Raw genomic sequence first — 16402 nt, forward strand, 5'->3', positions numbered from 1 at the left:
AGATGAGATGAACTCGTGAAGGAGCCAGTCGTGGGCCGACCGACCATCGCCGACATCGCGGAGCGGGTCGGGGTGTCCAAGGGCGCGGTGTCGTTCGCGCTCAACGGGCGTCCAGGGGTCGCCGAGGCGACGCGGGCCCGCATCCTCCAGGTGGCCAAGGAGATGAACTGGCGGCCGCACAGCGCCGCCAGGGCCCTGGGCGGCGCCAGGGCGGAGGCGGTCGGCCTGGTGATCGCCAGGCCCGCCAGCACGTTAGGCGTGGAGCCGTTCTTCGCCCAGCTCCTGTCCGGCCTGCAGGCCGGGCTGTCGGCGCAGTCGGTGGCGATGCACCTGCTGATCGTCGAGGACGTCGCGGCCGAGATCGAGATCTACCGCGACTGGGCCTCCGCGCACACGGTCGACGGGTTCATCGTGGTCGACCTCAAGGTCAGCGACCCCAGGATCGAGGTGCTCGAAGAGCTCGGCGTGCCCACCGTGGTGCTGGGCGGCCCTGGACGGCACGGCTCGCTGTCCAGCGTCTGGGCCGACGACAGGGAGGCGATGCTGTCGGTCGTCGAGTACCTCGCCGCGCTCGGCCACCGGCACATCGCGCACGTCGCGGGGCTGCCCGCGTTCCGGCACACCCAGCGCCGCATGCGCGCGCTGCGCGACTCCACCCGCCGCCTCGACCTGGTCGACGCGGTGTCGCTGGCGACCGACTTCAGCGACTCGGAGGGCGCGGCGGCGACGAGGGCGCTGCTGTCGCGCGCCCGCAGGCCGACCGCGATCATCTACGACAGCGACGTGATGGCCCTCGCCGGTCTCGGCGTGGCGGGGGAGATGCGCGTACGGGTGCCGGACGAGCTGTCGATCGTGGCCTTCGACGACTCGGTGCTCACGCGGATCGCGCACCCCGCCATCACCGCGCTCTCGCGTGACACCTTCGCGCTGGGCGGCCAGGTGGCCGAGGCCATGCTGGCGCTGATCGCCGCCCCCGACGCGCGGCAGGACCTCAGAACCGCCACGCCTCGCCTGGTCGTCAGGCGCAGCACGGCGGCGCCCGGGGCTTGGCAGGGGTGACTAAATCGGTTTAGGGTCCGGTGAGATCGACTCACCGCTCGGAGGACGCGTGCCCGTGCCCCACCCCATCCGTTTCGGCGCCAACTACGTGCCTCCGGCAGGCTGGTTCTACAGCTGGCTCGACCCCTCGCCGGACGCCACCCGCCGTGACTTCGAGGACCTTGCAGGGATCGGGCTCGACCACGTGAGGGTGTTCCCGATCTGGCCGTGGATCCAGCCCAACCGCACGCTGATCAGGCAGCGCGGGATCGACGACCTGCTCCGGCTGATCGACGTCGCCGCCGAGTTCGACCTGTCCGTGGCCGTGGACCTGCTGCAGGGGCACCTGTCCAGCTTCGACTTCCTGCCGTCCTGGGTGCTCACCTGGCACGAGCGCAGCCTCTTCACCGACCCTGCCGTCCGCGACGGCATCGCCGCCTACGCCGACCGGCTCACCCGCGCCGTCGCCGGGCGGGACAACGTGTTCGCCGTGACGCTCGGCAACGAGGTCAACAACCTCTACCCGGCCAACCCGACCACCCCCGAGGCGTCCGCCCGCTGGGCCGCCGAGCTGATCGACGTCGTCCGCGCCGCCGCGCCGCACCTGCTGAGCCTGCACTCGCTTTACGATGCCACCTGGTACGACCCCGACCACCCGTTCCATCCCGCGGACAACGTGGACCTGGGCGACCTGACCACGGTCCACTCGTGGGTGTTCAACGGCGTCTCGGCCATCGACGGCCCGCTCGGGCCCGCCACCGTCACGCACGCCGACTACCTGGTCGAACTCGCCGCCGCCACCTCGCTCGACCCGGCCCGTCCTGTCTGGCTGCAGGAGGTCGGCGTGCCCCGCCCCGACGTCCCCGAGGCCGACGCCTCCGCGTTCGTCCGGGGGATGCTCGACACGGTCACCGCGAACCCTGCGCTGTGGGGCGTCACCTGGTGGTGCTCGCACGATCTCGACCGCGCGCTGGCCGACTTCCCCGAGCGCGAGTACGACCTCGGCCTGTTCACCGTCGACCACCGGGCCAAGCCCGCGGCCAAGGAACTGGCGGCCGTCATCAAGGAGCGGCGCCGTACCGCCGTGAACAGGCCCGCGCTGGTGTGCGACGTGGACCTGCGGTCCGCGCCCGAGCGCAGGGCCGAGGTCGCTCCCGGCAGCGCCTTCCACACCGAGTGGGTACGGCTGCGCCAGGCGGGACCGCTGGCCGTCGTCGCCGCCGACCGCGCCGCCGACACCGGCTATCTCACAGCTCGGGGGATCAACACCGTCCTGGCCCAGGCCTGAGAGAAGGAGATCAGATGCGACGGACGTTATTACCCCTGCTGTGCGGGGTCCTCGCCGCGGCCGCCCTCGTCACGACCCCCGCGCAAGCCTCCCCCGACCCCGCCCCGGCCGCCGCCGGCGGTGGCGACCAGCCGTACGCCTCCTACTGGCACCCGAGCACGATTCTCAGCTGGGACCCGGCGACCGACCCCGACGCCCGGTTCAACCGCTCGCGGGTGCCGCTGCGGCCCCGTGCCTCCGACCCGGCGTTGAAGGCGAACGCGAACGCCCGCGCCGGCGAAGGCCGCGTCGCCTCGCTGGTGTCGTTCGGGCCCACCTCGGGCAACCCCTCGCAGGGCGCGCTCGACCCCAACTACTACGCCTTCACCCACTGGCAGTACGTCGACACCCTGGTCTTCTGGGGCGGCTCGGCGAGCGAGGGACTGATCCTCGCCCCCAACGCCACCGTGATCGACGCCGCCCACCGCAACGGCGTCAAGGTCTACGGCACCGTCTTCTTCCCGCCCACCGCGTACGGCGGCCAGATCCAGTGGGTGCGCGACTTCGTCACGAAGTCGGGCTCCTCCTACCCGGTCGCCGACAAGCTCGTCCAGGTCGCCCGGCACTACGGCTTCGACGGCTGGTTCATCAACCAGGAGACCGCCGGCGGCGACGCCGCCCTGGCGACGGAGCTGCGGTCCCTGATGAAGTACGCCAGGGCCAAGGGCCCGGTCGAGTTCATGTGGTACGACGCCATGACCGAGAGCGGCTCGGTCTCCTGGCAGGACGCGCTCACCACGGCCAACGACGCCTTCCTGTCCGATCCAGCCAGGGTGTCCGACTCGATGTTCCTCGACTTCGGCTGGACCGCCGCCAAGCTGAGCTCCTCACGCGACCTGGCCCGGTCGCTCGGCCGTGACGAGCACGAGCTGTACTCCGGCATCGACACCGAGGCCAACGGCTACAACACCGGCGTGCCGTGGGACGCGGTGTTCCCCACCGGGCAGCCGCACGTCACCTCGCTGGGCATCTACCGCCCCGAGTGGACGTGGAAGTCGTCGACGGGGCCCGCCGACTTCCGTACCAAGGACTCCCGCTTCTGGGTGGGCGCCAACGCCGACCCGTCCAACACCTCGACGTCCTCGGCGTGGAAGGGCCTGGCCAACTACATCGCGGAGTCGACCCCGGTCACCGCGAAGCCGTTCGTGACCGGCTTCAACACCGGGCACGGCGACTTCTACAACGTCGGCGGCGTCCGCGTGCGCGGCGGCGGCTGGAACAACCTGTCCGTCCAGGACGTCCCGCCCACCTACCAGTGGGTCGTGTCGTCCACCGGCACCAAGCTGACCCCCTCCATCGACTACGGCGACGCCTACGAAGGCGGTTCGTCCCTCCGCCTCACCGGACGCCTCGACGCGACCAACACGGTGCGGCTCTACCAGACCCGCCTGCCGGTGGCCGCCGACACCAAGCTGTCCGTCGTGGTCAAGACCCCCGCGGCGGGCGCCACCAACCTGAAGGCGGCGGTCGCCTTCACCGACGCGCCGACCACCTTCACCACGATCGACCTCGGCGCCACCAGCGGCACCGGCTGGGAGCGCAAGACTCTCGACCTGTCCGCCCACGCGGGCAAGACGATCGCGCAGCTCGGCCTGCAGGCCGCCGGCACCGCCGCCTCCTACGACGTCAGGGTGGGCCAGCTCGCCGTCTACGACGGCACGGTCGACACCGTCGCCGCCCCGACCGGGCTGACCGTGCTCGGCGCCACCGACGTGTCCGCCACCCGCAAGTCGCTCCGCCTCGCGTGGACGGGCGCGGAGCAGGCCCACCACTACGACGTCTACCGCCGCAACCCCGACGGCACCCGCACCTACCTGGGCGCCACGCCGAACGACGCCTACTTCGTGCCGCAGCTCGACAGGAACGGCACCGAGACCACCACGACGATCGAGGTCGAGGCGGTCGGCGCCGAATACGGCCGCTCGGCCGCCGCCACGGCCACGGTCTCCTGGTCCGGCACCCCTCCGACCGACACCAACCTCGCCCTCAACCGCCCCGCGAGCGCCTCGGGCCAGTGCAACGCCAACGAGGGGCCGGCCAAGGCCGTCAACGGCAGCGTGAACGGCGGCAACACCGACAAGTGGTGCGCGACCTCCGCCACCAAGTGGCTGGAGGTCGACCTCGGCTCCGCCAAGTCGCTCAGCCGGTTCGTCGTCAAGCACGCCCAGACCGGCGGGGAGTCCTCGAGCTGGAACACCCGTGACTTCACCATCCAGGTGCGCGCCACCACGTCCGACGCGTGGACCACGGCGGTGACCGTCACCGGCAACACCGCGGCCACCACCACACACCCGGTCACCGTAACGGCCCGCTACGCCCGGTTGACGATCACCAAGCCCACGCAGAACTCCGACCCCGCCGCCCGCATCTACGAGTTCGAAGCCTGGGGCAGCTGAGCCGCGGCCCCGCCACCTGGCCGGCCTCCCTGCTCCGAAGCCTGGGACGCGAACCGCATTGTCCTCAGGCCCGCACGATCAGGGAGGCCGCGCCGGCACCTCGCCGGTGGCCGTACTCGTCGGCTTGTCGTACGGATCTCCGTACCGCGACACCGAACCGGTGGACGATGACGTCATGGACCACAGGCGAGTGCTCGGCGTCGACGGATGCAAGCAGGGTTGGATAGGCATCGCCGTCGGTGAGGAACCCGTGCGCGCGTACTGCGCGGCCCGGATCGATGAGCTGGTCTCCTTGGCGGCCATGGACGGTGAGCTCGAGGTCGTGGCCGTCGACATGCCGATCGGCCTGCCCGATCGCGGACGGCGGGAAGCCGATGTCCTGGCTCGGCGAGCAGTGGGCGCACGCTGGCCCTCGGTGTTCATGACGCCGACGCGGCCCGCGCTGGAGGCCGAGGACTACGCGACAGCGGTCGCGATCAACCAGGAGTTGACCGGTGAAGGAATCTCCCGGCAGGCGTTCGCTCTGCGGGAGAAGCTCCTGCAGGTCGACCGGTGGGTTCGCCAGACGAGTCAGCGTGTCGTCGAGGTCCATCCCGAGGTCTGCTTCGCCCAGTTGGCAGGCGCTCCCCTTCCGGTCCGCAAGACCACCTGGGCAGGCGTGGAGCACCGACGTGCTCTCCTCGAAGGCGCCGGCATCGTGGTTCCCCGAGAGCTTGGCGGGGCCGGCACGATGGCGGGCGTCGACGACGTCCTCGACGCGGCCGTCGCCGCCTGGACAGCGCGACGCGTCGTCACCGGTCAAGCCGGCTCCATACCCTGGCCGCCCCAGACCTTCACCGACGGCATCGCCTGCGCGATCTGGGCTTGACCTGATCGAGGACAACATGGAGACGCTGCTCCCGAATCAGCTCGATCACCCGCCGGGTGATGGCCATTCGTTCTCCAACTCGGCGATCCGTCGTCGCCGCGGTGACCAGCTCGGCCACATCACCCGAGGTGATGCCGGTTCCAGAGCCGCATCGATGCGGTCCTGCTTGCGCCAATCGTAGATCGTCTGGTCGCTGTGGCTGCCCACCTGCGCTACGCCCCTCTCGGGATACCGAGACGCGTGGTCAACGGAAACGGGAGCGGGGCGGGAGCCCCGAGGGAAGGCCGGCCCCGAGCCGTAGGCGAGGGATCGAGCTCTTCTACACGTGCACCGTCGTGATCGGCAGGGACGAGTCGGCGGGGATCTCCAGGGACGACGGCGCGATTCCCGCCGCGACCAGGTCGGATCCCAGCGTCGCCACCATCGCCCCGTTGTCCGTGCACAGCCCAGGACGTGGCACGCGCAGCCGTACGCCGGCCTTGTCGCACCGCTCCTGGGCCAGCGCCCGCAGCCGCGAGTTGGCCGCGACGCCGCCGCCGATGAGCAGGTCGTGCACGCCGTACTTCTTGCACGCCTGCAGCGCCTTGCGGGTCAGCACGTCGACGACCGCCTCCTGGAAGGAGGCCGCCACGTCGGGCACGTGGATGGACTGGCCCGAGACCTCACGGGCCTCCACCCACCGCGCGACCGCCGTCTTGAGCCCGGAGAAGGAGAAGTCGAACGTGCCGTCGTCGATCTTCCCGCGCGGGAAGGTGATCGCCGTTCCGGACCCCGCGACGGCCGCCTTGTCGATGTGCGGGCCGCCGGGGAACGGCAGTCCCAGCACGCGGGCCACCTTGTCGAACGCCTCACCGGCGGCGTCGTCCACGGTGGAGCCGAGCGAGACGACGTCCTCGGACACGTCGGGCACCAGCAGCAGCGAGGAGTGCCCGCCCGAGACCAGCAGCGCGATGCACGGTTTGGGCAGCGGCCCGTGTTCGAGCTGGTCGACGGCGACGTGGGCGGCCAGGTGGTTGACGCCGTAGAGCGGCACGCCGAGGCCGAGCGAGTAGGCCTTGGCCGCGGCGACGCCGACCAGCAGCGCGCCCGCCAGTCCAGGGCCCGCGGTGACGGCGATGGCGTCGATGTCGGTGAGCTTCACGCCCGCCGTCGCCAGTGCCGACTCGATGGTCGGCGTCATCGCCTCCAGGTGTGCTCTGGAGGCGACCTCCGGCACCACGCCGCCGAAGCGGGCGTGCTCTTCCATGCTGGAGGCGATGGTGTTGGCCAGCAGCGTGTGGCCCCTGACGATGCCGATGCCGGTCTCGTCGCAGGAGGTCTCGATGCCAAGGACCAGGGGTTCGTCAGCCATCCAGCTTCCTCTTCATCATGATCGCGTCGGTGCCGTCGTCGTAGTAGCGGCGGCGCACGCCAATCTCCTCGAATCCGAACCGTTCGTAGACCGACCTGGCGCGAGGGTTGTCGGCGCGTACCTCGAGGAAGATCTCCTGGGCCGCCCGCCGCCGCGCCTCGTCGAACAGCTCGGTGAGCATGGCGCTGCCGATGCCCTCGCCCTGCCGTTCGGTCAGCACCGCGATCGTCTGCACGTCGGCCTGGTCGGCGGCGACGGCCAGTCCCGCGTAGCCGACGATCAGTCCGTCGTCGACGGCGACGACGTAGTGCCTGGTGCGGGGCTGGTCGGCCAGCTCACCGCGCATCATGCCCTCGCTCCACGCGTCGAGGGGGAACGTCGCCCGCTCCAGCGCCATGACCGCGGGCAGGTCCGCCTCGGTCATCTGCCTGAGCTTCACGCCGTCACCTTTTTCGGTGGCTTCGGGATCACCGCGTCGGGTCTGCGCAGGTAGATCGGCCGCGGCTCCTCCATGGGGAGGCCGGCCGCCAGCCGCTCGGCGGCCAGCGCGGCCATGAACCCGCCAAAGGGGTACGGCGGCGCGTCCGACTCGCCGAGGATGTCGGGGTAGAGCGCGGCCCCCGCCCCCACGACCGGAAGTTCGCCGGTGCGCGGCACGTCGGCGGGCCTGTCGACGAAGGGCCCTTCCAGGCGGGTGCGCGCGTCGGCGTAGCGGGCCCAGAAGACCTCCTTACGCCGGGCGTCGGTGGCAGCGAGGAACTCGGTCGTGAGCCCGCTGCCGTAGGCGACGGCGTCGAGGCTGCAGATGCCGTACGCGGGCGCGCCGATCGCGGTGGACAGCGCCTGCGCGGTCATCAGGCCCACTCTCAGCCCCGTGTAGGGGCCGGGGCCCGAGCCCGCGACGATCGCGGTGACGTCCCTGAGCGAGGCGCCCGCCTCGTCCAGCACCTTCTCGATCGTGGGAACGAGCAGCTCACCGTGGCGACGGGCGTCGACCACGGTGGACTCGGCGAGCACCCTCGCGCCGTCGTGCAGCGCTGCTGTGACGGCGGGGGTCGCGGTATCAAAGGCCAGGACCAGCACGAACATTTAGCCTAGTGCGTCCCCGCCGATGCTGCCCGACGCACGATCACGCTCACCCGATCGCGGCCGGCGCGGGAAACTCAGCCCCAGCCCGTCCTGTGACGCAGCCACGCGAGCGCCTCGACGCCCTGCGCCCGCTGGAACGCCCTGACCGTCGGCAGCCCCGGCGGGTCGGGCAGGCTGCCGTTCCTGACGAAATAGCCGGTCAGCGCCGCGAGCACCGCGGTCACGGCCGGGTCCTCGCCGTCGAGGAGGTCCTGCGGCGGCGGCCCGCCCTGCATGCAGACCGACGGCAGCATGCACACCAGGTCGATCCACGGTGCGCCGACCGACGCCCACGGCCAGTCCACGACGTACACCCGGTCGTCGGTGAGCAGCAGGTTGTCGGCCCTGAGGTCGGCGTGCACGAGCGAGTCGCCCTCGGCCGCCGCCTGCCAGCCCTCCTCCAGCGCGGCCAGCGCCTCCAGGTTGCGCAGCGCCCACGGGTCCAGGCCCGTGGTGTCCTCGTGGAGCAGCGTCCGCCAGCCGGTGAAGCTCATCTCGTGGGTCTCGGCGAAGGTCCGCGCCTCGATCGGCGCGGGGGTGAGCGCGGCCGACAGCCCGTCCACCGCGTCGAGCACGCGGCGCAACTCGTCGTCGCGCCACGGCATGGCGGGGTGACGTCCCTCCACGTCCTCGAAGACCAGCGCCACCCAGTCGCCGGTGTCGAACGAGGTCAGCAGCCTCGGCGCGGGCACCTGGCCGGGCAGGGCGCCCGCGATCCTGACCTCCTCCCGGTAGATCTCGATCGAGCGGGGGTTCGGGGAGGAGCCGCAGGCCTTGACGAAGGCGCGCCTGCCGTTGTCCAGCTTCAGCCGTACGGCCGCCGCGGGAGAGAAGCCCCCCGTCTGGGTGACCGCCTCGACCACGCGCCCGCCGAGGAAGTCCGCGACCTGGCGGCGCAGGTCGGCGGGCACCTGCTCCCACGGCAGGCGCACCCCCGAGGCCGGCGGGTTCGACTCGTCGCTCATGCCCACCATCCTCCCGACGCCCGCAAGCGGATTTCCTCAGGCGAGTCTCACCGGCGAGGCGTAGACGATGATGTTGTCCTCGTATTCGTGCCTGGCATAGTCGAAGTTGCCGCCACACGTCACGAGCCGCAGGCCGGCCTCGGTGTAGACGCGCTCGGCGGGGAAGCGGTCCTTGCCGACCTGCTCGACCGAGTCGACCTTGTACTCGGCGACCTTCCCGTCGCTGCGGGACACCTTGACGAGCTGTCCCTTGCGCAGCTGCCTGAGCTTGTAGAACACCGCGGGCGCCGTCTTCGTGTCGACGTGCCCGATGATCACGGACGCGCCGCGCTCGCCGGGCACCGCGCTGTGCTTGAACCACCCCGCGACCTTCGGCTTCTCGTACGGCGGCAGCTCCACCTCGCCGCCCTTGGTCAGCCCGAGCTTCATCAACGGCGCGTCGAGGTCGATGGCCGGAACCTCGATGCTCTCGGGCACGACGGACGAGGACGTGGCCTCCTCGTCCCGCACCTGCAGGGTCCTGCCGAAGGCGACCAGCACGAGGCCGGTGGCGGCCCCCGCGAGGATCACCCGTGAAAACCGGGCCATGTGTCAGCCGCGGCGACGCCGCAGCGCCAGACCGACGCCTCCGGCCAGAGCCAGTCCGAGCAGCACTCCAGCGGGGCCGAGCGGGAGACTCGACTCGTCCGCGGCGTCCTTGGCGAACGTGCCGCCGCCGCCCGCGCCAGGGGCCTTGGTGGGCACGACGGTCCTCGTGGACGTCGGCTCGGCGGTCGGACCCGCGGCGACCACGCGCAACGTGGCCTTGCCGGTGTCGTTGGTGCCGTCGCACTTGACGTTCACGGGGTAGCTGCCGCGCTTGACGGTGCCGGAGATCTGGGCGTCGCCGCGCACCCACGGCACGGGGGCGGGGGTGGCGGTGCTGCTGGGCGTGGCGGTCGGCGTGGGCGGCGGCACGGGGTCGAGCGTGACCGCGGCCAGGAACGCCTTGGACGTGGCGGTGCCGCTGTGCTCGGGGCCGTCGTTCGGCACGGGGCAGTTGGCCAGGATCCACACCGTGGAGGTGTCACCGGCCGTCACCCTGTCGGGGTTGAGCCGCACGTCGATGTTCTGCCTGGTGGTGGTCGCCGTCGCCGTCGCGGTGGCCGTGGAGGTGGCGGTGGTCGTCGCTGTGCCTGACGGCGTGGCCGTCTCCGCCGAGGCCGAGCATCCCGCCACACCTAACAGGAGGAAGGCCCCCGCGTACGCGACTCGCCTGACCGTGAGCACCGCCGCACCCCACTTCGCCGTTTTCCATCCAGCATCCACCGGATCCGGAGGCTGTACCCCACCTGATACCCAGAAAATCTGGGTGAACCCATGAAGAAATGATCTCAGGCTTGACCGGGCCTTGGCGGAGATTTGCTCGTTAGGCGGGATCAGACGGCGTGTCGGCCCAGCGCGCGCCGATCCCTCTCAAGGTGACGCTGCGTGCGTCGTCACCGCCAGACCTGTCGATATGGACCTCGAGCCGCTCGTCGGACAGCCCTTCGACGAGCCCCTCGCCCCACTCCACGATCGTCACCGACTCCTCCAGCGAGGCGTCGAGGTCGAGGTCGTCGACTTCGAGATCGCCGCCGAGACGGTAGGCGTCGGCGTGAACGAGCGGAGGCCCGTCGGCGAGGGAGGGGTGGACGCGGGCGATGACGAAGGTCGGCGAGGTGATCGGGCCGCGCACCTTGAGCCCCTCTGCGATGCCCTGCACCAGTGTGGTCTTTCCGGCGCCGAGCGGCCCGGACAGGATGATCAGGTCACCGCCCCTCAGGTCGGTGGCCAGCCGTACGCCGAGGGCGCGCATCTCCTCGGCGGTCGCGACGACAGTCACAGCTCCACCCTCTTCACCAGGTCCCGCAGGGCGTCGTTGACCACGCTCGGCCGTTCAAGCTGGATGAGATGGGAGGTCTCCGGCACCTCGGTGAGCTGCGCCTTCGGCAGGGCAGCGGCGATCGCCCTGCTGTGCTCGGGTGGCGTCAGCCAGTCCTTCTCGCCGACCATGATCGCGGTCGGCACCTCGTCGAGGACGCCGAGCGCGGACAGCTTGTCGTGGTTCATCAGCGCCGGATAGAAGTCGGCGATCACCTCGGTCGGCGTCGAGCGGATCATCGACTCGACGAAGTCGACGAGGGTGGGGCTGACGTTCTTGGAGTCGCCGAATCCGAAGTGGCGCAGCACCAGGAAGGCCACGTCGTTGCCGGCGTGGCGGGTCTTGTCGACCAGCGAGCCGCCCCTGCCCAGGATGGAGACCGTCGCGGGGGCCACCTTGTGCAGGCCCTTGGCCACCAGGGCCGGCAGGCCGAGAGTGATCTCGGCCAGCTTGCCTGCGCTGGTCGCGATCAGCGCCACGCCCTTGATCCTGTCACCGAACAGCGAGGGCCTGCTGTCGGCGAGCGCCATGATCGTCATGCCGCCCATCGAGTGGCCGACCAGGACGCACGGCCCCTGCACGAACGTCTCCAGCACCTCGAACAGGTCCTCGCCCAGCCGTTCGATCGAGCTGTCCTGCTTCTCCGTGCGCTGGGACAGACCATGCGAACGCTGGTCCCACAGGACGATCCGGTAGCTCTCCCGCAGGTCGCGGCGCTGGTAGTGCCATGAGTCGAGGTTGTGCGTGTAGCCGTGGCAGAACACGATCGTCACGGGCGCGTCTTCCGGGCCGTCGATCTCGACGTGCAGCGCCACCCCGTCGGAGGTGATGAGCGTGCGCTCCCTGCCCCTCAGCTCGCCGAACGGCTCGTTGGCCTCGGGGTCGGGGCGCAACCTGATGCGGCCGACCGCGTAGCGTTTGGCCAGCGCGGCTGCGGCCAGGCTCGCCGAGGCCGCGCCGACGATCGCCCCCGCGACGCCGAACTTCCTGCGCGTCGTCGTCGTCATGCGCCCGCTCCCTCGTAGACCCTCGGCACCCTGGCGCCCAGCCTGGTCACGATCTCATGCGTGATCGTGCCGAGACTGTCGGCCCATTCCTGACAGGTCGGCTCGCCATCGTCGCCGGGACCGAACAGGACCACCTCGTCGCCGTCGGCCAGCGGATCGTCACCCATGTCGATCATGAACTGGTCCATGCACACCCTGCCGACGATCCGCCTGCGCCTGCCCCCCGCCATGACCTCGGCTCGGCCCGTCGCGTGCCTGAGGATGCCGTCGGCGTAGCCGAGCGGCACCAGGCCGAGCGTCGACTCGCTCGCGGTGGTGTAGAGGTGGCCGTAGGAGACGCCCGAGCCCCCTGGCACCCGCTTGGCCAGCGCGATCCGCGCCACCAGCGTCATCGCCTGCCGCAGGCCGAAGTCGCCCTGCTCGGGGATGGGGCTCAGGCCGTACATCGCGATGCCCGCCCTGACCAGGTCGTAGTGGGTGCGCGGCAGCGACACGATCGCCGCCGAGTTGGCGAGGTGCCTGATCACGTGAGAGCCGCAGACGCCCTCCCGCTCGGCCAGCTTCAGCGCGGTCTCGTAGGCGTCGATCTGCAGGTCGACGGAGCCGTGCCCGGGGATGTCCGAGCAGGCGAAGTGGGACCACAGGCCGACGACCTCGATCGCGCCCTCGGCCTGCAGCCGCGCCGCCGCGGCCAGCAGGCCGGGCCAGGCGGCCAGGGGCGAGCCGCCCCTGCTCATGCCCGTGTCGGCTTCGAGATGGGTCTTCGCGACCCTTCCCGTACGGCGGGCCGCCGCGGCGATCTCCTCCAGGCGGCCCTCGTCGGAGGCCGACAGCTCGATGTCGGCCAGCAGCGCCTCGTCCAGCGGCTCGCCTGGCGTGAGGATCCACGACAGCACGGGCGCGGTGATCCCCGCCGCGCGCAGCGCGAGGCCCTCCCTGACGTAGGCGGTGCCGAGCCTGCTCGCCCCGCCCTCGATGACGGCCTTCGACACGGGCACGAGACCGTGGCCGTAGGCGTCGGCCTTGACCGCGCCCATCAGCTCTGCGCCAGGCGCCCGCTTCCTGAGCAGCTCGACGTTTCGCCTGATGGCGGCCAGGTCCACCCGCGCCTGCGCGGGCGTGGCCTCACGGAAGCTCATGCTCCCAGTTTGTCAGCTTCGCCGACCGCCTGAGCGTGATTCGCCTCTCAGAGATCGGATGGCCGACGGTACGGCGCCGGCCACGTCGGCCGCGGTCAGCGGCGCGCCGTCGGCGGCGACGCGCCCCGCGAGCCCGTGCAGGAAGGCCGCGCACGCCCCCGCGTCGTACGCCGTGAGCCCTGCGGCGAGCAACGCCCCTCCGATCCCTGACAGCACGTCGCCCGTGCCACCCGTGGCCAGCCACGACGATCCCGTCTGGTTGACCCTGACCGGCCTGTCCTCCTCGGCGATCACCGTCGTGGACCCCTTGAGCAGCACCGTCACCCCGAGCTCCGCCGCCGCCCTGCGCGCGTGCTCGAGCCTGCTCGCCTCCACCCTGTCGCTCGGCACGCCGAGCAGCCGAGCCAGCTCTCCCGCGTGCGGAGTGATCAGCACGGGCGCGGTACGGCGCAGCAGCCCGCGATCCCTGGACACGATCGTGAGCGCGTCGGCGTCGAGCAGCACGGGCACGTCACAGGCCAGCACCTCGGCGAGCAGTTCGTGCGCCCAGTCGCCGGTGCCGAGCCCGGGCCCCGCCACCCAGGCCTGGACCCGTCCGACGTCACCGATCGACGGCCGGTCCAGCTCGGTGATGACCGCCTCTGGCCAGTGCGTGCGCACCTGCTGGACCGGCGGGGCCGTACCGACGTAGCGGACCATGCCCGCGCCCGCCCGCAGCGCCCCGCCGACGGACAGGACCGCCGCGCCGGTGTAGCGGTCGCTGCCGGCGGCGATGCCGATCACTCCCCTGCGGTACTTGTCGGACTCCGCGCCCGGCCTGGGCAGCAGGCCGTCGACGTCCTCGGCGGTCAGCGCGGCCGCGTCGGGATCGGGCAGGTAGGGGCCGAGGCCGATGTCGATCACTTCGAGCGTGCCCACCCGGGAGGCGCCCGGGTCGACGAGCAGCCCGGTCTTGCAGGCGCCCATCGTCACCGTGACGTGCGCGTCGACGGCGGCGCCCGCGACCCGGCCCGTGCTGGAGTCGACGCCGCTGGGCACGTCGACCGCGACCATGAGCGCGTCGACCGCGTTCGCCTCGGCGACCAGCGACGCGTACGGCTCGCGCAGCGCCCCCGACGCGCCGATCCCCACGAGGCCGTCGACGATGAGGTCCGGCGCGCCCAGCGCGTCGACGACCCTGCCGCCCGCCTCGCGGAAGGCCGCCAGCCCCTCGGCGTGCGTCTTCGACCCCGCGAGGATCGCCTCCACCCTCGCGCCGCGACGGGCCAGCCGCTCACCCGCGTAGAGGGCGTCGCCGCCGTTGTCGCCGCTGCCGACGAGCAGCAGCACCCGCGAGCCGTAGACCCTGCCGAGCAGGGTCGCGCAGACGGAGGTCAGGCCCGTGGCCGCGCGCTGCATCAGCGTGCCCTCGGGAAGCGTGGCCATCAGCGCCAGCTCGGCTGCCCTGATCTGGTCGGCGGTGTAAGCGGTGCGCACGTGTCAGAACCTAACCCTCGGCGATCACGTAGGCCATGGCGATACCCGCGTCGTGGCTGAGCGAGACGTGCCAGCGCTTCACCCCGAGGCCGTAGGCGACCGCGGCGGCCTGGCCGGTGACGTGCAGTTCGGGCTTGCCGTGATCGCCGGTGCGGACCTCGGCGTCGAGGTGGCTGAGGCCCGGCGGCGCGCCGAGCGCCTTCGCGACGGCCTCCTTGGCCGCGAACCTGGCCGCCAGCGACTGCGAGCCGAGCGTCCGCTCCGTCTCGGTGAACAGCCGGGAGCGCAGCCCAGGCGTTCGCGCCATCGTCGCCTCGAACCTGGCCACGTCGACGACGTCCACCCCGATGCCCAGAATCATTCACCCAGCGTAACGAGGGTCACCGCCCCCGCCCGTGCCAAGGACCCCGCTTCTCCGAAGATCCGCCCTCGCAGGCGCGGGGTCCCGTCCTTCGAGGGAGCTGAAGACCACCGCGACGTCCCGTCCTCGGGGGAACGAAGGCCGTCACGGGCGCGAACCCCGCGGAAATCGAAGGTCGGCGCGGGGCGCGGGTCCCGGGGGCGGGCATGAGGTGCCGGTCTGCGGGGAGGAGGCGGATATGGCCATTTACCCGCTTCCGCGTCTTCGTAATCCCAGGGGTTTATCCACAGGCTGTGCATGGATCCTCGACGAGGGACCAGGACACCCACGAACCAACCAAGCTTTCCCGGTCAATAGGCTTTCAGGGTGAACAACGGCTACGTGGACCTGAGCAGGGAGCAGTGGAGCGAGCTCCGCAAGAACACGCCCTTGACTCTCACCGCAGACGAGCTGGAAGACCTCCGTGGCGTCGACGACCCGATCGATCTCGCCGAGGTCACCGACATCTACCTCCCGCTGACCCGGTTGCTGAACCTCCACTTCACCGGGTCCAAGCAGCGCAGCAGCGTGCTGAGCGCCTTCCTCGGCAACGACGAGCAGCGCGTGCCGTACATCCTGGGCATCGCCGGCAGCGTCGCGGTCGGCAAGTCGACCACGGCGCGGCTGCTCAGGACGCTGCTGGCACGCTGGCCCGAGCATCCGGAGGTCGCGCTGATCACCACCGACAGCTTCCTCTACCCCAACGAAGTGCTGGAGGCCAGGGGGATCATGCAGCGCAAGGGCTTCCCCGACAGCTACGACCGCCGCGCCCTGGTCCGTTTCGTCGCCGAGGTGAAGGCGGGCGCGGCCGAGGTGCACGCCCCCGTGTACTCCCACCTGGAGTACGACATCGTCCCCGGCGAGACCCAGGTCGTGAAAAAGCCGGACATCCTCATCATCGAGGGCCTGAACGTCCTGCAGCCGGCCCCGCCCGCCGCCCTCGCCGTCAACGACTACTTCGACTTCTCCATCTACGTCGACGCCAAGGTCGAGGACATCCGCAACTGGTACGTCCACCGTTTCCACCAGCTGCGCCGTACCGCCTTCGAGGACCCGAAGTCGTACTTCAAGTACATCGCCGAGCTCTCCGAGGACGAGGCCACCGTGTTCGCCAAGAACGTGTGGCGCGACATCAACGAGCGCAATCTCGTCGAGAACATCCTCCCCACCCGCGGCCGCGCGGGCCTGGTGCTCAAGAAGGGCCCCGACCACGCCATCAAGCGGGTACGGCTGCGCCGTACCTGACGACGACCTCCTCCATCACATAGGCCGCGAACCGGCCCTGGCACCCCAGATCGTCGATGTCGGCGAACCAGCACGGCTCGCCCTCCTCATGACAGCTGATCATCATGAACGGCAGCCTGGCTGACAGCTGTCAACGCGCTATCAATGTCCGATGGACGA

The 16402-nt window shown here is 71.0% G+C and carries 17 protein-coding genes; 5 read left to right on the plus strand and 12 right to left on the minus strand.

The features are described 5' to 3' along the window. Window positions 1–30 precede the first annotated feature (30 nt). The 4 genes from AB0B45_RS42360 (at window position 31) to AB0B45_RS42375 (ending at window position 5629) form a co-directional block, all read left to right on the plus strand. Window positions 31–1059 (plus strand): LacI family DNA-binding transcriptional regulator, encoded by a 1029-nt coding sequence (locus tag AB0B45_RS42360; RefSeq protein ID WP_358143169.1) that lies wholly within the window; start codon window positions 31–33, stop codon window positions 1057–1059. 55 nt (window positions 1060–1114) lie between these two features. Continuing rightward, complete coding sequence (locus AB0B45_RS42365) at window positions 1115–2326, plus strand: glycosyl hydrolase (RefSeq protein ID WP_358143171.1); 1212 nt, start codon at window positions 1115–1117, stop codon at window positions 2324–2326. Window positions 2327–2340: 14 nt separating this feature from the next. Beyond that, entirely contained in the window at window positions 2341–4761 is a 2421-nt protein-coding gene (locus AB0B45_RS42370) for a discoidin domain-containing protein (protein WP_358143173.1), read from the plus strand. A 175-nt stretch (window positions 4762–4936) separates the two neighbouring features. After that, window positions 4937–5629 (plus strand): DUF429 domain-containing protein, encoded by a 693-nt coding sequence (locus AB0B45_RS42375; protein WP_358143175.1) that lies wholly within the window; start codon window positions 4937–4939, stop codon window positions 5627–5629. Window positions 5630–5948: 319 nt separating this feature from the next. On the opposite strand, the gene tsaD is transcribed toward AB0B45_RS42375, so the two are convergent. The 11 genes from tsaD to AB0B45_RS42430 all read right to left on the minus strand — a co-directional run bounded on the left by tsaD (window position 5949) and on the right by AB0B45_RS42430 (window position 14959). Beyond that, complete coding sequence (gene tsaD / locus AB0B45_RS42380) at window positions 5949–6980, minus strand: tRNA (adenosine(37)-N6)-threonylcarbamoyltransferase complex transferase subunit TsaD (RefSeq protein WP_358143177.1); 1032 nt, start codon at window positions 6978–6980, stop codon at window positions 5949–5951. After that, entirely contained in the window at window positions 6973–7404 is a 432-nt protein-coding gene (gene rimI / locus AB0B45_RS42385; protein WP_358143279.1) for a ribosomal protein S18-alanine N-acetyltransferase, read from the minus strand. Before rimI ends, tsaD begins: the two co-directional genes overlap by 8 nt. A gap of 11 nt (window positions 7405–7415) precedes the next feature. Further along, window positions 7416–8063: a tRNA (adenosine(37)-N6)-threonylcarbamoyltransferase complex dimerization subunit type 1 TsaB gene (gene tsaB, locus AB0B45_RS42390; protein WP_358143281.1), complete on the minus strand. Its 648-nt coding sequence runs from the start codon at window positions 8061–8063 to the stop codon at window positions 7416–7418. Between the two features lie 80 nt (window positions 8064–8143). Then, entirely contained in the window at window positions 8144–9073 is a 930-nt protein-coding gene (locus AB0B45_RS42395; RefSeq protein WP_358143179.1) for an aminoglycoside phosphotransferase family protein, read from the minus strand. 36 nt (window positions 9074–9109) lie between these two features. Further along, the gene (locus AB0B45_RS42400) at window positions 9110–9661 is read right to left on the minus strand and encodes a class F sortase (RefSeq protein ID WP_358143181.1); all 552 of its coding nucleotides are present in this window, start codon (window positions 9659–9661) and stop codon (window positions 9110–9112) included. A 3-nt stretch (window positions 9662–9664) separates the two neighbouring features. Beyond that, window positions 9665–10342, minus strand: coding sequence for a hypothetical protein (locus AB0B45_RS42405; RefSeq protein ID WP_358143183.1), 678 nt, complete (start codon window positions 10340–10342; stop codon window positions 9665–9667). Window positions 10343–10481: 139 nt separating this feature from the next. Further along, window positions 10482–10937: a tRNA (adenosine(37)-N6)-threonylcarbamoyltransferase complex ATPase subunit type 1 TsaE gene (gene tsaE, locus AB0B45_RS42410; protein ID WP_358143185.1), complete on the minus strand. Its 456-nt coding sequence runs from the start codon at window positions 10935–10937 to the stop codon at window positions 10482–10484. Then, complete coding sequence (locus tag AB0B45_RS42415) at window positions 10934–11983, minus strand: alpha/beta hydrolase (RefSeq protein WP_358143187.1); 1050 nt, start codon at window positions 11981–11983, stop codon at window positions 10934–10936. The genes tsaE and AB0B45_RS42415 overlap by 4 nt, the downstream gene beginning before the upstream one ends. Then, window positions 11980–13122 (minus strand): alanine racemase, encoded by a 1143-nt coding sequence (alr, locus tag AB0B45_RS42420; RefSeq protein WP_358143189.1) that lies wholly within the window; start codon window positions 13120–13122, stop codon window positions 11980–11982. The genes AB0B45_RS42415 and alr overlap by 4 nt, the downstream gene beginning before the upstream one ends. Window positions 13123–13134: 12 nt before the next feature. Next, on the minus strand, window positions 13135–14598 hold the full coding sequence (locus AB0B45_RS42425; RefSeq protein ID WP_358143191.1) for an NAD(P)H-hydrate dehydratase: 1464 nt from the start codon (window positions 14596–14598) through the stop codon (window positions 13135–13137). Between the two features lie 10 nt (window positions 14599–14608). Beyond that, a complete protein-coding gene (locus AB0B45_RS42430) occupies window positions 14609–14959 on the minus strand; it encodes a holo-ACP synthase (protein WP_358143193.1) in 351 nt (116 codons plus the stop codon). Window positions 14960–15340: 381 nt separating this feature from the next. On the opposite strand from AB0B45_RS42430, the gene coaA reads away from it, so the two are divergent. Continuing rightward, complete coding sequence (gene coaA, locus AB0B45_RS42435; protein WP_358143283.1) at window positions 15341–16243, plus strand: type I pantothenate kinase; 903 nt, start codon at window positions 15341–15343, stop codon at window positions 16241–16243. Here coaA and AB0B45_RS42440 read toward each other — a convergent pair. Further along, entirely contained in the window at window positions 16215–16349 is a 135-nt protein-coding gene (locus AB0B45_RS42440) for a hypothetical protein (RefSeq protein WP_358143195.1), read from the minus strand. The two genes, coaA and AB0B45_RS42440, sit on opposite strands and share 29 nt — an antisense overlap. Window positions 16350–16402: the final 53 nt, after the last annotated feature.

Source organism: Nonomuraea sp. NPDC049152 (assembly GCF_040648355.1).
Lineage (GTDB): Bacteria > Actinomycetota > Actinomycetes > Streptosporangiales > Streptosporangiaceae > Nonomuraea.